This is a genomic window from Facklamia sp. P13069 (assembly GCF_050409405.1).
Lineage (GTDB): Bacteria > Bacillota > Bacilli > Lactobacillales > Aerococcaceae > Facklamia.
This window is the reverse complement of the sequence record NZ_JBNUPN010000014.1, coordinates 33,311-51,271: the sequence shown is the minus strand read 5'-3', so window position 1 is coordinate 51,271 and position 17,961 is coordinate 33,311. Positions and strand designations below refer to the sequence as shown.

Below are 17,961 nucleotides of genomic sequence, written 5' to 3'. Positions count from 1 at the left end.
AGCCCTCTAAATCACCATAGGTTGGTGATTTAGAGGACTTTGTCTACAGTCTGAGCTTAACCATATAAGATTAAGCTTTGTGATATAAATTTTTTTAAACTTAATGAGAAATCATTTGAAAAACTTATTAAAACAATAAGAAAATCTTATATAATCAAAAAAATGGAATAGATGGACAATAAGGGTTATTTAAAATAGAAATAAGATACTAATAAAATCCTTTAAAATCAACTGTTAAAAGAAAAAATATTCTTTTATTTAGTAGCGCTTCAAGGATTATGGAGTCGTTTTATTTTGCATAAAATACTCTGCATAAAGATTGAGCCAGCGAATAATTTTATGATCAAATAATGTCAAGATGTCTGCATCGGGAATAATTAATAGATGGCGAATTAGAAAGGCCCCTTGATAATAGATTGATTGAATAAAATCGGAATTTTCATAAAGAGTGGTGGCGAATTCAGTGAGAATATACGCCAATGGGACGGTATCTTTTTTAATAACTGTTAATTTACCAGCTTCGAAGGCCACTTCTTTAGAAGTGGTAGTTTGCTCGGACAGCTCAGAGGTTTCGGATTTTTCCTGAGTTGTCGTTATTTTTTCTTGATTATGATTATCATTATCTTCTTGATCGTTAGTGACGGTTGTTAATTGATTGCTTGTGATTGTTGACTCATCTTTACTAGCTTGACGACTTGTTTGAGTACTTTCATTCGGATCGAAAGTAATCGGTGGAGTAGGAGCAATCACTTCCTGGGTGGTAGTTGTTGATTCATCCTCGGGTTTTTCAACGCTGGTGGTTTGTTTGTTGCTTGGGTTTTTAACGGGATTAGTCTCAACTGGACTGGATAGCCTGTGGAAGCCTGAAGCTTGCGTTTCAATATAGGGAGATTTGATGCTGATGATAAAAAAACACATCAACATTATAAAGCATAGAATAGTCTTTGAATGGTTTAATTTTAGCTTGTTTTTCTCACACACTTTTATGCTCTCCTCCCTAATGATTTGTTAATACTAGTTTATCATTAATTATTTAATTTATGTGGTTTGTTACCTGAATGTTGCCAGCTTGAGAAGAATGTCATTTAATGTTGCTTTGTTAAATATATATTTAATGATAAACTATTTAAAAGAAAAAAGCCTAATACTTAAGGAGGATTTATTATGAGAGTTGAAATCTATAACAGTTCAGAAGAGGCATCATTAAGAGCTTTAGAAATATTCAAGCTTAGTCAGCAAGAGGGGGCTGATGTATATGGTATGGCGACTGGATCGACCCCGGAAAGATTATATGAGCTTTTAAGTCAGTCGGATATGGACTTCAGTCAGGCTGTTGCAATTAATTTGGATGAATACGTTGGATTAGATGACGAGAATCCTCAAAGTTATGCTTTCTATATGAATGACCATCTCTTCAAAAACAAACCCTTTAAAGGCTCTTTTATTCCGAATGGACAGGCTAAAGATATCGATGCTGAGTTAGCTCGATACGATCAAGTAATTAAAGACAATCCGGTTGATTTGCAACTATTAGGCTTGGGTTCGAATGGCCACATAGGGTTTAACGAACCTGGGTCCGATTTAGAAGCTGGCACATCCCTAGTGAGTCTGACGCAATCTACAATTGATGATAATCAACGTTTTTTTGGTTCTAAAGAAGAAACGCCTACCAAAGCAATTACGATGGGTGTGGGAGCTATTATAAAAGCTAAAAAAATAATAATTATGGCCTTTGGTAGTCAAAAGGCTCAAGCTGTACGAGGTATGATTGAAGGCCCTATTACATCAGACTTACCGGCTAGTGTTTTACAAAAGCATCGGAATGTTTACGTACTCTTAGATAGAGAAGCGGCATCCTCATTGACTCGGTAAAGTCTAAGAATAAATAATGGTGCTTCATCTTCGCTGATATTAAGTGTTAAAGATAATAGCTTTATATTCACTCTTTTATTGCAATCGCTTATAATAGATTTATATGAAAGGATGTGCTAAGGATATGTTTATGTATATTTTGTTAGGTGTAATAGGTATAATCGCTCTTTTTTGGGTAGGTGTTTATAACAATTTAATTAAAGCTCGTAACGGGGTAGAAGGTTCTTTTAGTCAAATTGACGTTCAACTTCAAAGAAGAAACGATCTGATACCGAATGTGGTTGAAACAGTTAAAGGATATGCTGAGCACGAACGCCAAACACTAGAAAATGTGACCAAAGCGCGTCAGCAGTTAGTTAATCTACCTGCTGATGCAAGTCCAGAAATGATCAATAGCAAATCTAACAGCTTAACTTCAGCATTATCACGTTTGCTTGTCGTAGCGGAACAATATCCTGATCTAAAAGCGAACGCTAATTTTCAAGAATTACAAAGATCACTTGAAGATACAGAAAACAAGATTGCAGTTTCTCGCCAACTTTATAATTCAAGTGTACAAACCTATAATGAGAAGGTTCAAGTTTTTCCTAACAATGTGGTAGCGGGAGTCCATGGATTTGGCGAGAAAACTTATTTAGAAGCTCCAGAAGCTGCTCGTCAAGCACCTCAAGTCTCTTTTGACTAATAATTTTATGCCTTCTTTAAAATTAGGCTTTGCATTGGAAATCAAAGAGAGTAGAATGTGAGTTACCGATCTTTAAAAGAAAGGAGGTAGAGAATGAATCGGATTAATCTTTATGTGCATTATGATGCCGTTACTAATTATTTTATGACGCGAGGAATAAGTCTAAAAATAATGGATTTCAATCGTCAATATTTACCACAAAATATTATTTTAGCGAATGCACCGGAAGAATTCGGTCGTTTTGACGTTCAAACGGATTTTAAAATTCTACGCAATCAGACAGAAGTTTTAGACTATTTTGAACTTTGTCAAAAAGAAGGGCGTCGAATGTCTAATTGGATTGATTTCGATAGTATGGAATTGATGCACCAATTAACCCCCGTTGAAATTTCAGAACTACTCTACCTTTTTCACGCTAATAAAGCCTTGAGATCACCTTTCTTTTATAAGTTGCAAAATAACTATGTTTATTTAACCATGTCAAATGGCCTAAATAAAACATATTATCGGCATATGTCTCACTTTTATGGGCGCTTTGCTCGGGCTCTAAGTGAACATCTGTCTAACATAATCAATGAAAATGTTGGGTGGTTTACAAGACGGAAAAAAGTAATAGCACCAATGCCCGTTAGACTAGTAGAGGAATTAAGCCCCCTATTTATGAATGGGTTAAAAATTGATTTAAAACAAGCCATTAAAGAAAATGATACTTGGAGTATCCCTCTATATATAATTGAGGATGAATTAACTTATTTAACACGTAATTTCGATCGTAAAGATGCTGTTGGACAGATAATTTACCAAGAATCAACCAGTCAATGGCGCATCGAAGACTTAAGCCAACAGTTGGAAGACAAGACGGAGGGAACTCAATGAAAATAATATTACTATATGGTGGGCAAAGTGCTGAGCATGAGATCTCTATTATTTCAGCTCATAATATTTCGCAAGCAATTATGTACAATTTATATACAGTGCAGCCGATTTATATCACCAAAGATGGGCAATGGATTCAAGGGCCGGAAATGAATGAACCTTCTTTAGGTGATCAGCAATTAATATTTAATGAATCCGATCATGCAAAGTGGTCAACCACAAATACACCTTCAAAAGGAGTGGTTATAAAACCGGGAGAGATTCAAGAGGAGGATGCCATAGTCTTTCCTGTTTTACACGGTCCTAATGGTGAAGATGGCACTATTCAAGGCTTTGTAGAAGTTTTAGATATGCCATATGTTGGAGCAGGGATTACCGCTTCAGCAAATGGTATGGATAAAATCATTTCTAAATCTTTATTTACCCAAGCAGGCATTCCTCAAGTTCCTTATGTTTCCTTTGATGATGTAGAGTGGAAAAATCAGCAAGAAAACTTAATTATTAAAGCTGAAGGAACATTACTGTACCCAATGTTTGTCAAGCCAGCTAATATGGGATCGAGTGTTGGGATTTCTAAGGCTCAAGATAAATATCAGCTAATTGAAGCAGTTAATGAAGCTTTGAAGTATGACCGTCGCATTGTGGTTGAGCAAGGAATTAGTGCTGATGAGTGTGAAGTAGCCGTTTTAGGTAATGAAGATATTCACGTGTCTTGTGTGGGACGATTGGTAAAAACCCAAGATTTCTACGATTATTCCGAAAAATATATTAATAATACGGTTGAAATGGAAATTCCAGCTGATTTACCTGAAAGTCTATCTGAAGAAATTCAAAACTATGCGAAAAAAGCTTATCGGGTGATTGATGGTTCTGGATTAGCAAGGGCCGACTTTTTTGTCACTGCTAACCATGATATTTACATTAATGAGCTAAATACCATGCCAGGATTCACCCAATACTCGATGTATCCAAGTCTTTGGAAAGCAACAGGCTTAGAATATCGGGACTTAATTGAAGAACTCATTCAATTGGGGTTGAGCCGACATAAAACAAGGTCTCAAATGAAAAGTTATAAAAGTTAGGGAGCGAGTCTTTGAAAGCAATTCAAATTAACGAAATCATCAAGACTTTAAAACTAAATCCGTTTAATTATCAGCCAGTCTTAGGTCAAGAAATTACTAGTGTAGAGTTTGACTCACGTAAGGTCAAAAAGGCTAGTCTTTTTGTGCCATTAGTAGGGGGTACTACGGATGGTCATGACTATATTCAAAATGCAATAGATAATGGTGCCATCGCTTGTTTTTGGTCACGTCCTATAGAAGAAGCACCCTCTGAACAATTAATTGTTATCAAGGTTGAAGATACATTAGCGGCCTTTCATCAATTAGCAAATTATTATCGTCATCTTATTCAGCCTATTGTGATAGGTATCACAGGGAGTAATGGTAAAACAACTGCTAAAGACATGACAGCCATGAGTTTAACTTCAAAATATAGTGTCCATAAAACCCAAGGGAATTATAATAACGAAATTGGTATGCCTTATACACTATTACAAATGCCTGAAGATACGCAGGTATGTGTCTTAGAGATGGGGATGAGTGACTTTGGAGAAATTAGTCGATTAAGTAAAATCGCTGAGCCTGATATTGCTGTAGTGACTATTATCGGAGAGAGCCACTTAGAATTTTTAGGGAGTCGGCAAGGCATTACACAAGCAAAATTAGAAATATTAGATGGTCTCACTTCCAATGGTATTTTCTTATACCCTGGCAATGAGCCTTTAATTGAAGCAGAGTTGCAAAAAAAACAGGTTAAAATTAAAAGTTACTGCTTTGGTTTTGAAAAAAGTGATGATTTTTATGCTTACGCTATTAATCAAGAATATAATAAAACTTTTTTCCGCACGAATATTGATGAAAATGTGCTATGTTCGATCCCAATCATTGGAGCCTATAATGTTACTAATGCTTTAATTGCTCTAAGCATTGCTAAACTATTAGAAGTTCCTACCGAACAAGCTATTTTCCAATTATCACAATTTAAACTGACAGCCAATCGGGTACAATGGTTAACCACTAAAAATGGCGCTAGACTTTTAAATGATGCTTACAATGCCAGTCCAACTTCCATGCGAGCTGTTTTAAATACTTTGGCTGATGTTGAAGTAGAAGGTGCGGGCCGTAAAATTGCTGTTTTGGGTGATATTAGGGAGTTAGGAGCCAAAAGTGAAGAATATCATCGTAGTTTAAAAGATTCACTGGACGTAAGCGTGCTAGATAAGGTATACTTGTTTGGCGACCAGATGGCTTATTTATACGATGAATTGCAAAAAACTTTTGCAAAGGAACAGTTGTTTTATGAAAAAGCAGATCATCAACGTTTGATAGACGCTCTTAGTATAGAGACATCAAATGAAGATGTCATCCTAGTTAAGTCTAGCTTCGGTGTTGACTTGCTGAGCGTTGTGACGGCGTTAACTGGAATCAAAACACAATGATCAACCATAAGGTTTAAAAACTTTATAAACAGATGATAGTGGGGCTGGGGTAAATACCCAGTCCCTTGTTGAAATTCTTATCAATAGAAGAAAAGGAAGAATTATTTGAAATTTAAAGATTTACAATTAGATGAACGATTAGTTAAAACACTTGATGAGTTAGGTTTTGAAGAGCCAACTCCCATCCAGCAAAAAGCAATACCTGTAGCACTGGAGGGCCGTGACTTAATCGGTCAAGCGCAAACAGGAACAGGAAAAACAGCAGCCTTTGGTCTGCCTTTATTAAATAAACTGGAAACCAACCATGATAATATTCAAAGTTTAGTGGTAGCTCCAACAAGAGAACTCGCTATCCAAGTTCAGGAAGAGTTATTTCGTTTAGGAAAAGGCGTTCGTTCGCGTATTTATGTGGTCTATGGTGGCTCACCAATCGGTAAGCAAATTGAGCGTATTAAACGTAATAAACCACAAGTTATTGTGGGGACTCCAGGACGACTACTAGACTTAATCAATCGAAAAGTTTTGAAATTAGAGCATGTACAAACTTTGGTTTTAGATGAAGCCGACGAAATGCTAAATATGGGTTTTATTGAAGATATTAAGTCAATTGTTTCTAAAACACCTCAAGCAAGACAAACGTTACTCTTCTCAGCGACTATGCCACCAGCAATTCGAAACTTAGCAGATCAATTTCTTAAATCACCAGCTCATGTACATATTGAAACAAAACATGTAACAGCAGACTTGATTGAGCAATTTTATGCTAAGTGCCGTGACGATGAGAAATTTGATGCCTTATCACGTTTTCTTGACGTTCAAATGCCTAAGCAAGCGATTATCTTCTGTCGGACTAAAAAGCGTGTCGATGAAGTCGGCCGTGGTCTAAACCTAAGAGGTTACAATGCAGAAGTGATCCATGGTGATATTACTCAACAGAAACGGTCTAGCGTGATTAACGCCTTCAAAAAAGGCAATGTAGAACTCTTAGTCGCAACTGATGTTGCCGCCAGAGGATTAGATATTACAGGCGTTACTCACGTCTATAACTATGATATTACGCAAGATCCTGAGTCTTATGTTCACCGTATCGGGCGTACAGGGCGTGCAGGCAATGAAGGTTTGTCATTAACCTTTGTCTTACCGACTGAAATGCCTTATTTAAGAACCATCGAAAAATTAGTCGGTAAACAAATGCAACCGATGAAACCACCAACCATTCAAGAAGCACAACAAGGACAAATCCACCAAATTATCGAACAGATTAATGAGCAATTAGAAGGCGACCAGGTTAATCATAGTCGGCAAAATGCTAAACTACTTTTAGCTAACTATGAAGCGGAAGATTTAGTAGCAGCCCTTTTAGGACAAATTGTTTCAGAAAGCCGTGAAATTGCCGTTTCGATTTCACCGCAAAAACCATTACCAAATGCAGACCGCAAAAAACGGAATAATCGTGACAACTATCGCAAAAAGTCTGGCAAATCAAACCGCAATAAATATTCCGGTGGTAATAAAGGCAACTATTCAAAGTCTAACAAGAAAAATTTTAAGATGAAGAAAAAAGAGCGTTAATATTTGAGGTATTATAATGGAGATAGGAATTGATATTGTAGAAATTGATCGGATTGCTAAGGCCCTAGCTAGACACAAAGCTTTTCCAAATAAAATATTATCAGATCAAGAACTACGAGTATTTGATAAATATTCCTCTCAGCGGCAGCTCATTTATTTGGCTGGCCGCTTTTGTGCTAAAGAGGCTTATGTTAAAGCTATGGGTACAGGGATTGGACACTTGAAGTTTTCTGATATTTCAATTATCAATGACGAGAGAGGACGACCTAAGATTACAGCAGGTCCAATAATAAAACATGCCAAAGTATCGATTAGTCATGGTCAAGATTACGCAACGGCTATGGTTGTAATGGACTGTGATCAGCAAACGATTGACCAAGCCTATCAAAAATTTATAAACAAGTCGTAAGGAGTCAAAAAATGTATCGAGCAAGTGAGCACCGCCCAACGCAAGCAGTCATTAGTTTAGAAAACATTAAACATAATATCAAGCTATACCAAGATAAGAAAGCTTCACATCAACAAATATATGCAGTAGTTAAAGCCAACGCTTATGGACATGGAGCAATTCCAATTGCTAAGGCAGCCATTGAAGCAGGTGTGAATGGATTGTGCGTTGCCACAGTAGATGAAGCCATCCAACTCCGCAAGCTGGGTCTGACTAAAATACCAATTTTAGTAATGGGCTTAACATTACCCTATGGAATAGCCGAGATTTTATATTATGATTTAACGATTACTGTTTCAGATTTAAGCTTTTTTGACCAGTCTTTCCACCAGCTTAAAAAGAATCAGCAAGAGAATCTGTTGAAAGAGAATCCATTAAAATTTCATTTGAAGCTGGATACGGGGATGTCACGAGTGGGGTTAAGGACCAAAGAAGAAGTACTAGCCTTTGTTGAAGGCGTTAAAGCTTATTCGTGGCTAAATTGGCAAGGGGTTTTCACTCATTTTGCAACGGCTGGTGGTGGCCCCTTAAGTTATATTGACTATCAATGGGAGCGTTGGCAAGCTTTAATTTCTTATATTCCTGATTTTGTGTCTTTAAGACACTTTGATAATTCAGCCATGGGACTTTATCCTGCAATTGGCGACCGATCAGATATTATACGCTTAGGTATTTCCATGTATGGTCTCAATAGTAGAGACTGTGTCCCTGAAGATTTAGTGACGGACCAGCAAATTACTGATTATCATTTAGATAAAGAGGGTTTACGCAGTAAAAATTCTACAAATGAACTTAATTTGAAGCCAGCATTTCAATTGTTGTCTGAATTGTCCTATGTGAAGAAAGTTGAAAAAGGAACGCGTATTTCTTATGGAGCAAGCTATGAAAGTCCAGAGGATGAATGGATTGGTACTATTCCGATTGGCTATGCCGATGGTTGGCTTCGCGCTTATGCTAAAATTCCTATTTTGGTAGAAGGATATGCATGCCCTGTTTTAGGTGTGATTAATATGGATCAATTAATGATTCGTTTACCCAAGGAATTCCCTGTGGGAACGGAAGTGACAATAATCGGTCAAGATGGTAAATATTATAATCACCCCTCTTTGTTGGCACATATGGCAGGAACTATTTCCTATGAAATATTATCATGTATTAGTGAAAGAGTTCCTCGAATTTATATATAGGAGGATAATATGTTAGAAGTAGCTATGAAAACAGTGGGTCCTATGCAGGAAAATACTTATGTAGTGATTCATCCCAATCAAGAGGTCATCCTTTTTGATCCGGGTGCAGAAGCGGATAAATTGATTGAATGGATTGATGGTCAAGGCTGGAAACCGAAAGCTATTCTTCAAACCCATTGCCATTTTGATCATATTGGTGGTTTAGACCAATTGAGAGATTATTATCACGTTCCAGTCTATGTACATACATTAGAAGCTGATTTCCTCGGTGATCCAGCCTTAAACTTGTCTACAATGCTTACTCAACCGATTATTCAGCGTAAAGCTGATCATCTTTGGGAAAGTATGGGGGAAGTTTCAATCGCTTCTTTTAAGTTTGAAGTGAAGCATACACCCGGACACAGTCCAGGTCATGTGATTTATCTATTTGATGAGGATGAATTTGTGATATCTGGTGACCTTGTTTTTGCAGGCAGTGTTGGACGTACGGATTTACCGAATGCTAGTCATCAACAATTAATGGAAAGTATTCAACGCGAAATTTTACCTTTGAGTGATAATTATCAGTTGTACCCTGGACATGGCAACCCAACGTTTGTAGCCCAAGAGCGCCAGAACAATCCTTATTTTCCTAAATAATTATAAAATCCCCGTTAACTCTTCTTCGATTAGAGGTTAGCGGGGATAAATATTTTAAATGTACCAGAATTCAACCGTGTATTTACGGCGTTGCAAATCTTGAACGAGGTTTTGAAAGGTAAGACGGCTAGTATCTTGGTGGATTTGAAAGAGGATATAGGAACGGTTGTTAAAATCGGTCTTATCAATGGTCATTGAGGAAGAAATATCGCAATAACGGTTAACTAGACGGGCAATCTTAGTGAGATTGCCCTTTTTACCGAGGGCTTCTACTTTTAATATATAGCCTACGACCGGCATATCCCAAGCTTGATTTAAAAAGCTCAGAAAGTTTGTGTGTTCCACAATCCCTAAAAAGGTATGTTCCTTACTTAAGACAGCAACATAGGGTAGGTCTTTTATAGCAAAAAACAATTCCAAAATTGAATGGTGAATACGGATAATTTTGGTGGTGTTTTTTAAAAAGCGGGTCACGGGTAAAGAACTAAGATCAGCGTCAGGATGATGAAATTTATATTGATAAATATGGAAGCGGTAAATGTTACCACGGAAAATGGATTGGCTATCATCTACCACCGGGGCGCAACGAAGATTATTTTTTTCTAATAATTCAATAGCTTCTAGACAAGTGCATGTTTCCGGTAGAGTGAGAAGGGCATTTTTGGGTGTCATTAAGTCTTCAATCATTAGTTTCTCCAATTCTTTACTAATTATTTAGGTAAAAGTTGGCATCTACTCTCCTATTTTATCATAGTAATCAAAATGCGCAATCGTTCTCTCATAGTTTTTTAATAATTTGCTAGTTTCTATCCAGATAAAGTGTTGCTTTTTATATTGAAATTACCTATTATAAAAGTAGTCGAAATTTTTAGATGCATAAAGGAGAAATGAACTTAACTATGGACTCTTCGGAGAATTCACTGATAGCGCAATTAGTCTTAATTTTATGTTTAACCGCAATTAACGCTTTTTTCGCTGCAGCAGAAATTGCTTTTGTTTCAATTAACCAATCGAGAATGAGAACGTTAGCGGAAGAAGAGCAGAACAAAAAAGCACAACGAGTGCTGAGATTAATCGATAATGCAGATGATTTTTTAGCGACCATCCAAGTAGCAATTACTTTGGCAGGTTTCCTTTCATCTGCGTCAGCTGCAACAAGTTTTGCAGATTATATAGTAAGATGGATACCATTTTTTCCGGGTGCGAAGTCACTTTCAATAGTGATAGTAACGGTCTTGCTTTCTTATGTGACCTTGGTCTTGGGTGAGCTTTACCCTAAACAAATCGCTTTACAAATGCCTGACAAAGTAGCTATGGCTACTAGCGCCATTGTTGAATGGGTTCAAAAACTATTCACTCCATTTGTTGCCTTATTATCGGTTTCTACTGGCTTTTTAAAACGGTTAACACCTATTGATTTCAATGCTGATAATGACCAGTTTACCCGTGAAGAAATGGTGGCTATTCTAACCCAAAGCCAACAAGAAGGAACAATCGATTTAGCGGAGTATTCAATGCTTGAAGGAGTCCTGTCGCTTGACTCTAAGCTTGCAAGAGAGGTCATGGTTCCACGGACCGACACACAAATGGTTGATATAGAAGATGAGTACGATGAAATTCTCACAACTATTTTAAATAGTCCTTTTTCACGTTTGCCTATTTATGAAGAAAGTAAAGATAATGTCATTGGTGTGCTCCATGTTAAGCAATTATTAAAAACGGCCAGTCAACAAGGCTTTGATCAGATTGATTTTTTAGAAATTGCTAACGATCCTCTATTTGTCCCTTCTACGGCCTATATTGATGACTTGCTGTTGGAATTCCGTCGAGAAGAGACCCATATGGCTATCTTACGAGATGAGTATGGTGGTGTCGAGGGAATCGTTACTCTTGAAGATTTAATTGAAGAAATAGTAGGTGATATCAATGATGAGTCCGATATTACCGCTTCTGTCGTTCGCAAGATCGATGATATGAATTATTACATTAATGGCGTTATGACCTTAGAAAAGTTCAATCATTATTTTGATGAGCACTTAGACTCAGAGGAAGTAGATACTATCGCTGGTTTGATGATTCAAGTGATTGGCTATGTACCAGATGATGACGAGCGTACATCAGTCAGAATGAATGACTATGTCTTAACGACCAGTAATGTTGAAAATGGAAGAATCCGTGGTATTCAAGTCACTCATGATTCAGCCTATGCTTTAGAAACAGATTATAGTCTCTATGAATTTGAGCACGATAGCGATCGTCGGGATAATGACTATGGTTTAGATACTGAAAAAAAATAAAACAAACCGCAGTGAACGAGTGAGTCAAAAGACCTTCTCGTTCACTCTTTATTTATTAGGAGATGAAAGTATGTTAAATGAAATGATGCATCGACCGGTAGTGATGGAATCCATCGTTCAATTTATGCGAGAGGGTCAATTGCCTTTTGAAGGACAAGTTGCAGAGATAGAAGCCTATGCTAACGAGAGAGGAATACCCGTCATTCCTCATGAAACAGCAAAGTTTATTGATTTTTTATGTGCAAGTCTTCAACCCCAGCGCATTTTAGAAATCGGAACAGCTATTGGTTTTTCTGCTAGTTTAATGGCTCAGCACTTACGAAATGATGGACACTTAACCACCATTGACCGCTACCCTGATATGTATGAAAGGGCAAAAGAAAATTTTGCTAAACAAGGGCTAAATAATCGTATTGAACTTCTTGAAGGAGATGCAGCAGACTTATTGCCCCAGCTAGATGAGGCTTATGATCTTATATTTATGGATTCCGCCAAGGCAAAATATATCGAATTTTTACCTGAGTGTATGCGTCTTTTGCGACTTGGAGGGATCTTGATTATTGACGATGTTTTTCAAGGAGGAACCATTTTACACGACGAAAAAGAGATTCCCAAACGGGTTCGTAAAATTCATCGTAAACTCAATGAGTTGCATCAAGTAGTTTTAACTTCCAAAGAACACCGTTCTTGTTTAATTCCTTTAGGAGATGGTTTGCTAATGATTCGTAAAGAATCAGATAAGATTGATTTTTAAAGCCAAAAACAAAGCAATTAAAAGTGTCGTATTTTGACTATTTACATGATAAAGGTATAATATGCATAGAAGAAAAAAGGAGTCGCAAGCTCAATAATAAACCCTTCCTCGTTAATTATTTTATGAGAAGGAGATAAGGAGTGAAACAGCGTGAAATTAATTCTTGTTGTGGACGATGAGAAACCAATCTCAGACATCATTACATTTAATTTAAAAAATGAAGGATTTGAAGTAGAGACAGCTTATGATGGTGAAGAAGCTCTTGAAAAGTTTGCTGAAAAATCACCTGATCTCATTTTGTTAGATCTAATGCTCCCTAAAATTGAGGGACTCGAGGTGTGCCGTGAGATTCGAAAAACCAGTTCTGTGCCAATTATTATGTTAACCGCTAAAGACTCTGAAATCGATAAGGTTTTAGGCCTAGAGTTAGGTGCAGATGATTATGTGACAAAACCTTTTTCAAACCGTGAGTTGGTTGCTCGTGTTAAAGCTAATTTACGTCGAAATACTGTAAGAGAAGAAGAACTAGAAGCTGCTCAAAATAATGACATCGAAGTGGGAGACTTGATTATTCATCAAGATGCCTATATTGTTTCAAAAAATGGAGTTGAAATCGAGCTAACTCACCGAGAATTTGAATTGTTACATTACCTTTCTTTACATATTGGCCAAGTGATGACGCGTGAACATTTATTAGAAACTGTTTGGGGCTATGATTACTTTGGTGATGTTCGAACAGTGGATGTTACTGTAAGACGTTTACGTGAAAAAATTGAAGATTTACCAAGTCATCCGACCTATATTATCACCAGAAGAGGGGTTGGCTATTTTCTTAAGAACCCAGATCAAGAGTAGGGAGCAGTTTAATGAATCGTTCGTTTTTATGGATACAATCGATTTATGTGAAAATTCCCTTGCTATTTGTAGTGATTTTAGTAATCGTTTTTCAGTTTGTCAGTATCTATTTTATTGATCAGTTGGAAACACAGACCGTTACTGCAATGAAGGAACAGATAAATACGCAAATCGATTTTCTTACCAATAATGTTGTCCCCATTTTAGAAGATCAACAATTGACGACTGAAGACCGTAACCAGCGCCTAGAACAGGCGCTGGATTCTTTCAGTTCAACCTATTCCACTAAAATTCAAATTGTTAATTCACAAGACTATCTATTAGCTACTAATGACTTGGCTGAGCGTTCTTCGATTGGAACTCGCACGAATGATGAATTAGTCCGTAATGTTTTAATTAACCAACGTCCCTTAGAGGATGATTATTTCATTCGTTTTCAACAACCTTATCATGTGGTGAAGCCGATTCTTTCGAACAAGGGAGATCGAACCGTCATGCTAGGGGCTATTGCTGTGCAAACAGAAATGGACCGGATAAATGAACAAAGAGAGAAGGTAACAGATCTCTTTTTAAGAGCCATTTTAATTGCCATTTTAGCTGGTTTTATTTTAGCCTTTGTGCTTTCGCAAGGGATTACTACCCCGATTGAAAATATGCGGCAACAAGCTTTACGCATTTCGGAAGGAATATATGATTTTCCGGCTGAAGTCTTTGGACATGATGAAATAGGAGACCTTGCTGTAACCATTAATGACCTGGCTGTAAAAGTTAGAGATGCGCAAGAATCGACTGAATCGGAAAAGCAACGCTTAGATGGTGTTTTAAGACATATGACTGATGGCGTAATTGGTACCGATCGTCGAGGAAATATTCTCTTAGTAAATGATCGAGCCTTACTCTTATTAGATATGTATCAAAACGAAGCTGTAGGTCAGCCGATTTTAGAAACTCTAGGCATTAATGAAAATTATACCTTAGCTAAGTTTTTAAAAGGGGATCATGAGGTTTTAGTTAATCGCTTCGTCGATGGGATGAAGACGGTTTTAAAATGTGAGTTTTCAGTGATCAGGCGAGAAACAGGCTTTGTAACGGGCCTAGTTTGTGTGATTCAAGACGTTACTGAACAAGAGAAAAATGAACAAGAACGTCGTGACTTTGTTTCCAATGTTTCTCATGAATTAAGGACCCCGCTGACAAGTATCAAGTCTTATTCGGAAGCCCTAGTGGATGGAGCTTGGAAAGATGAAATGCTTGCTCCGGAGTTTCTTGAGGTTATACAATCAGAATCTAATCGCATGATTCGGATGATTGGTAATTTGCTAGATTTGTCTAAGCTAGATGGCGGTCAAGTGAAGCCAAACTTTGAATATATTGATTTTAAGCGTTTAGTTAACTATATCCTAGACCGGGCAGAGTTTACCTTAGAAAGTGAAGATAAACCTAAGTACCAAATTGTTCGTCATTTAACCTCAAAAGAAATTTATGTAGAAATAGATCAAGACCGTATTACTCAAGTGATTGATAACTTAATGAATAATGCGATGAAATACTCCCCTGATGGTAGTAAGATAATTGTAACCTTGGCGGATTATCGTGACCATGTTGTATTTAGTGTGAAAGACTCAGGCCTAGGAATTCCGCAAAAAGATCTTCCCTATCTGTTTGATCGTTTTTACCGAGTAGACAAAGCACGTTCGCGCCAACAGGGAGGTACTGGATTGGGGTTAGCCATTTCTAAAGAAGTAATTGAACTTCATGGCGGTAAAATTTGGGTTAAAAGTGAAGAGAATAAAGGTTCAATATTCCTTTTCTCTCTTCCATATACTGAGCTTGAGTTCGAAGATGATTGGGAGGATGCCTAATGAAAAAACGAATTTGGATTTCAGTTTCTTTAATAGTGGCTATTCTCATAAATATTGTTTTTTCTTATTTTCTAATTAATAATCAAGCTTTTAAAATGCTTTATCAAAAATATGCTGATTTACCTAAGTCAGATATGCAGATAGGTGAGGTAACGATTGATCAACCCTATTTTCAAACGCATCAGTTAGAACTTACCGACTTGGTCGCCCCTTACCAACTTATTATTAAAAATGAAGGTAAGTACTATCATGCTTATCAATCTCAAGTTCTTCAAGAAGTTCATAAATTAACTGATGAGCCCATCACTGTGCTAGTGGATAATCAACCACAAATTGATCCGATTCAATTGGATGAGATCATGGGCGAAGATCATATCCAATTTATCTATTTGACAAAAATTTCGCTACTTTTATTAGAAGATATGGTCGAAATACCAGAGGGTGCATCTACTCAATTCAAGGTCAACCGTGTCATCCTTCCCGTTGAAAAGCCAGGAAAAGTTTATTTTGTAGATTCTGTCAATAAATCCTTCTTGGAAGGGAGAATTAGACGATCGATAGATATTGAGCAATTGTTTGCCGCTATTGCTACAGGATCTGCTGATCGAATTGAAATGGCTGAATATGAGATTAATCGAGACACAGTGTATCTGCCTAAAGAATCCTTAGCTTCTCCAAGTCAAGTGTATTCTCTTGAAAAAGTACCTGAAAATTATTTTATTGATCCAGTATTTGAAGGAGCTAACTTTGATATTACTCAACCCGACTTAAATAATGTGCGTTCTTATCATACTTATAATAGTAGTTTGATGATTGATGATGACACCAATATTATGACTGTAAACCATCATAATAATCAAATTAACGGTCTTTTAAGGAGTGAAGAGGATTTAGTAACGCAAAAGGATTTAGTAACGCAAAAGGATTTATTGCAAAAAAGCTTAGAATTAGCTGAGCGGTTTAATTATTGGGGGGAAGATGTAAGAGTCTTTTCTGAGCAAAATAACCAGTTGATTTTGCGTCGCTTTTTAGCAGGGATGCCTATCTTTTCAGATCCTACTTTACCGGATTATGGAGCAAGCAAATTGAGATTCACTTCGCAACGCAGTCAATTAAAATTAGAAAAGTTACAAATGTCTTTAGTGATTTTAGGTGTAAACATTTCAGATTTATCTTCACCTCAGCTTGTTGAATCAGGAGCAGAAATTGCTGAGCTTTTAGAAGAACAGAATCTCAAATTCTCAAAATTTAATCAAATTATTTTAGGCTTCGAATGGCAAAAAGATATGGAAAACTTCAAGAAAGTGAATTTGGTACCAAAGTGGTTTTTTGTAGTAGGGACTCAAGTCTATTCGATTGATCAATTAAAAGATGGCAGTCTACGCATTATGCTGCAGCAAAGAGACGCCAGGACCAATGCTTAGCTGACTGAGGATAGAAGGGAGAAAAAATGGATTTCAAAAGGATACAAATTATATTGCTTGTTTTCTTTGTAATTTTTGATATGTTTTTAGCCTATCTCCTAGTAGAGCGCGGAGCATTTGGTCTCAACTTTCAAGACCCGACAGCTCAAATTAATCCCGTTCAGGAAATGAAAGATCGGGGAATTAAATTCAAGGATGCTGTTGAATTGAACGATAATGCTCCTGAATTGGCAGTGTTAAAAAACACCCCTAACAATGAATTGTGGAGTAAAAGACAACAATTACAAAATCAAATTGTTTCACTTGATCCAGATGGCGTCTTGGTTAGTGAATTCTCAAGTCCGGTCGAATTAGACATTTCTCTTGGAGAGGAAACATACAGTTTAACTAATGAAGATTTTGCATGGATTCATGAAAATATCTTAAAAGACCCTACTTACTTTATTAATGGAGAATTTTATTTAAATCATTGGTATTCTCCGCAAGAGCGAATGATTATCATTCGGATGGTGACTAAAAAAGGGGGAAGTTTAGAAGATTCTTCCATGAAATCGGCAGTACCAATTTCTGATGGAACAGCAGAGATTCGTATTTTATTAGATGAAAATTATGACATGATTTCTTATATGCAGACCTATCAAGAGCCTTTTGTACGTTTAGAAGATCAAAGACAATTAATCTCAACCAATGAGGTAATTGCTGTTGTAGAAAACCGAATTGATACCACCTTGCCCAACGATGCTGAAATAGTTTCAATGACTTTAGGCTATTTTCGTTCAGTTGAAACCAAGCAATTTAATTTATATTTACCCGCTTGGGAATTAATCTACTATCGTAAAGAGAGTGGTCAGACGATCTCAGTATTAGTGGATGCTATTAAGGGTAATGTTGTTAACAAAAAACCCAAAAATTAAAAGATAACTTTTTAAAAATTAGTAGTGAAAGAGTAAAGGTGTGAGATATGAAGACTTATTTTTGTTTGCAGACATT

Annotated in this window: 17 protein-coding genes; 15 read left to right on the top strand and 2 right to left on the bottom strand. The window is 36.7% G+C overall.

The annotated features are described in order from the left end of the window. Nucleotides 1–276: 276 nt before the first annotated feature. Nucleotides 277–924, bottom strand: a complete 648-nt coding sequence (locus ACQV2T_RS05640; protein ID WP_428893344.1) for a hypothetical protein — start codon at nt 922–924, stop codon at nt 277–279. 240 nt (nt 925–1,164) lie between these two features. Between ACQV2T_RS05640 and ACQV2T_RS05635 the strand changes: the two genes are divergently transcribed. The 9 genes from ACQV2T_RS05635 (at nt 1,165) to ACQV2T_RS05595 (ending at nt 9,779) form a co-directional block, all read left to right on the top strand. Further along, nucleotides 1,165–1,872 carry a glucosamine-6-phosphate deaminase gene (locus ACQV2T_RS05635; protein WP_428875116.1) on the top strand — a complete coding sequence of 236 codons (708 nt, stop codon included), beginning with the start codon at nt 1,165–1,167 and terminating at the stop codon, nt 1,870–1,872. 124 nt (nt 1,873–1,996) lie between these two features. Further along, nucleotides 1,997–2,557: a LemA family protein gene (locus tag ACQV2T_RS05630; RefSeq protein WP_428873969.1), complete on the top strand. Its 561-nt coding sequence runs from the start codon at nt 1,997–1,999 to the stop codon at nt 2,555–2,557. Nucleotides 2,558–2,650: 93 nt separating this feature from the next. Beyond that, nucleotides 2,651–3,433, top strand: a complete 783-nt coding sequence (locus ACQV2T_RS05625) for a hypothetical protein (RefSeq protein ID WP_428873970.1) — start codon at nt 2,651–2,653, stop codon at nt 3,431–3,433. Beyond that, nucleotides 3,430–4,515: a D-alanine--D-alanine ligase gene (locus tag ACQV2T_RS05620; RefSeq protein ID WP_428873971.1), complete on the top strand. Its 1,086-nt coding sequence runs from the start codon at nt 3,430–3,432 to the stop codon at nt 4,513–4,515. Before ACQV2T_RS05625 ends, ACQV2T_RS05620 begins: the two co-directional genes overlap by 4 nt. An 11-nt stretch (nt 4,516–4,526) precedes the next feature. Next, the gene (locus ACQV2T_RS05615) at nt 4,527–5,933 is read left to right on the top strand and encodes a UDP-N-acetylmuramoyl-tripeptide--D-alanyl-D-alanine ligase (protein ID WP_428873972.1); all 1,407 of its coding nucleotides are present in this window, start codon (nt 4,527–4,529) and stop codon (nt 5,931–5,933) included. Nucleotides 5,934–6,038: 105 nt separating this feature from the next. Further along, the gene (locus ACQV2T_RS05610) at nt 6,039–7,505 is read left to right on the top strand and encodes a DEAD/DEAH box helicase (protein WP_428873974.1); all 1,467 of its coding nucleotides are present in this window, start codon (nt 6,039–6,041) and stop codon (nt 7,503–7,505) included. A 16-nt stretch (nt 7,506–7,521) separates the two neighbouring features. Beyond that, entirely contained in the window at nt 7,522–7,914 is a 393-nt protein-coding gene (gene acpS / locus ACQV2T_RS05605) for a holo-ACP synthase (protein ID WP_428873975.1), read from the top strand. Nucleotides 7,915–7,925: 11 nt separating this feature from the next. Then, nucleotides 7,926–9,140, top strand: a complete 1,215-nt coding sequence (gene alr, locus ACQV2T_RS05600; RefSeq protein WP_428873976.1) for an alanine racemase — start codon at nt 7,926–7,928, stop codon at nt 9,138–9,140. Nucleotides 9,141–9,149: 9 nt separating this feature from the next. Beyond that, complete coding sequence (locus ACQV2T_RS05595; RefSeq protein ID WP_428875120.1) at nt 9,150–9,779, top strand: MBL fold metallo-hydrolase; 630 nt, start codon at nt 9,150–9,152, stop codon at nt 9,777–9,779. Between the two features lie 54 nt (nt 9,780–9,833). On the opposite strand, the gene cbpA is transcribed toward ACQV2T_RS05595, so the two are convergent. After that, complete coding sequence (gene cbpA, locus ACQV2T_RS05590) at nt 9,834–10,478, bottom strand: cyclic di-AMP binding protein CbpA (protein ID WP_428873978.1); 645 nt, start codon at nt 10,476–10,478, stop codon at nt 9,834–9,836. Nucleotides 10,479–10,678: 200 nt separating this feature from the next. Here cbpA and ACQV2T_RS05585 point away from each other — a divergent pair, with 200 nt between their 5' ends. From ACQV2T_RS05585 to yycI, 6 genes are all read left to right on the top strand, one after another. Next, on the top strand, nt 10,679–12,076 hold the full coding sequence (locus tag ACQV2T_RS05585) for a hemolysin family protein (protein ID WP_428874023.1): 1,398 nt from the start codon (nt 10,679–10,681) through the stop codon (nt 12,074–12,076). Between the two features lie 70 nt (nt 12,077–12,146). Continuing rightward, nucleotides 12,147–12,830: an O-methyltransferase gene (locus ACQV2T_RS05580; protein WP_428873979.1), complete on the top strand. Its 684-nt coding sequence runs from the start codon at nt 12,147–12,149 to the stop codon at nt 12,828–12,830. A gap of 150 nt (nt 12,831–12,980) precedes the next feature. Further along, nucleotides 12,981–13,685, top strand: coding sequence for a response regulator YycF (yycF, locus tag ACQV2T_RS05575; RefSeq protein ID WP_428873980.1), 705 nt, complete (start codon nt 12,981–12,983; stop codon nt 13,683–13,685). Between the two features lie 11 nt (nt 13,686–13,696). After that, nucleotides 13,697–15,547: an ATP-binding protein gene (locus ACQV2T_RS05570; protein WP_428873981.1), complete on the top strand. Its 1,851-nt coding sequence runs from the start codon at nt 13,697–13,699 to the stop codon at nt 15,545–15,547. Continuing rightward, nucleotides 15,547–16,971 carry a two-component system activity regulator YycH gene (locus ACQV2T_RS05565; RefSeq protein ID WP_428873982.1) on the top strand — a complete coding sequence of 475 codons (1,425 nt, stop codon included), beginning with the start codon at nt 15,547–15,549 and terminating at the stop codon, nt 16,969–16,971. The genes ACQV2T_RS05570 and ACQV2T_RS05565 overlap by 1 nt, the downstream gene beginning before the upstream one ends. A gap of 26 nt (nt 16,972–16,997) precedes the next feature. Next, a complete protein-coding gene (gene yycI, locus ACQV2T_RS05560; RefSeq protein WP_428873984.1) occupies nt 16,998–17,885 on the top strand; it encodes a two-component system regulatory protein YycI in 888 nt (295 codons plus the stop codon). Nucleotides 17,886–17,961 lie beyond the last annotated feature (76 nt).